Annotated in this window: 1 protein-coding gene; it reads left to right on the top strand. The window is 65.9% G+C overall.

Features of this window, described 5'->3' with window-relative positions; all coding sequences use genetic code 11:
• Window positions 1-710, top strand: a 710-nt coding sequence (locus BN1137_RS13840; protein ID WP_198150648.1) for a VCBS domain-containing protein, incomplete at both ends; no start/stop codon positions are given.

Here is a 710-nt window from a genome sequence, read left to right as displayed (position 1 = left end):
GTGCAGTACCTCAAGGAGGGTGAGACCAAGGTCGAGACCTTCACCGTCCAGAGTGCCGATGGCACCACGCATACCGTGACCATCACCATCACCGGCACCAACGATCTGCCGACTATCGCCGGCGACGACCTGGGTGCGGTCACCGAAGACGCGGCCAATCCGACCCTGACCGACAGCGGTGTGCTGACCGTGACTGACGCGGATGCGGGCCAGTCGGTGTTTGTGGCGGGCAACGGTGTCGCCAGTAATGGCGCACTGGGCAGCCTGACCATCACCGAAGGCGGCGCCTGGACTTACAACGTGGCCAACGCGGCGGTGCAGTACCTCAAGGAAGGGGAGACCAAGGTCGAGACCTTCACCGTCCAGAGTGCCGACGGCACCGCGCATACCGTCACCATCACCATCACCGGCACCAACGATCTGCCGACCATCGCTGGCGACGACCTGGGCGCGGTCACCGAAGACGCGGCCAACCCGACCCTGACCGACAGCGGCGTGCTGACCGTGAGCGACGCGGATGCGGGCCAGTCGGTGTTTGTGGCCGGCAATGGCACCCCGAGCGCGGGTGCGCTGGGCAGCCTGACCATCACCGAAGGCGGCGCCTGGACCTACAACGTGGCCAACGCGGCGGTGCAGTACCTCAAGGAGGGCGAGACCAAGGTCGAGACCTTCACCGTCCAGAGTGCCGATGGCACCACGCATACCGTGAC

The organism is Aeromonas tecta (genome assembly GCF_000820185.1).
In the GTDB taxonomy this organism is placed as follows: domain Bacteria; phylum Pseudomonadota; class Gammaproteobacteria; order Enterobacterales; family Aeromonadaceae; genus Aeromonas; species Aeromonas tecta.
The sequence above is the reverse complement of the archived record's forward strand: the minus strand, read 5'-3'. Positions and strand labels throughout refer to the sequence as shown.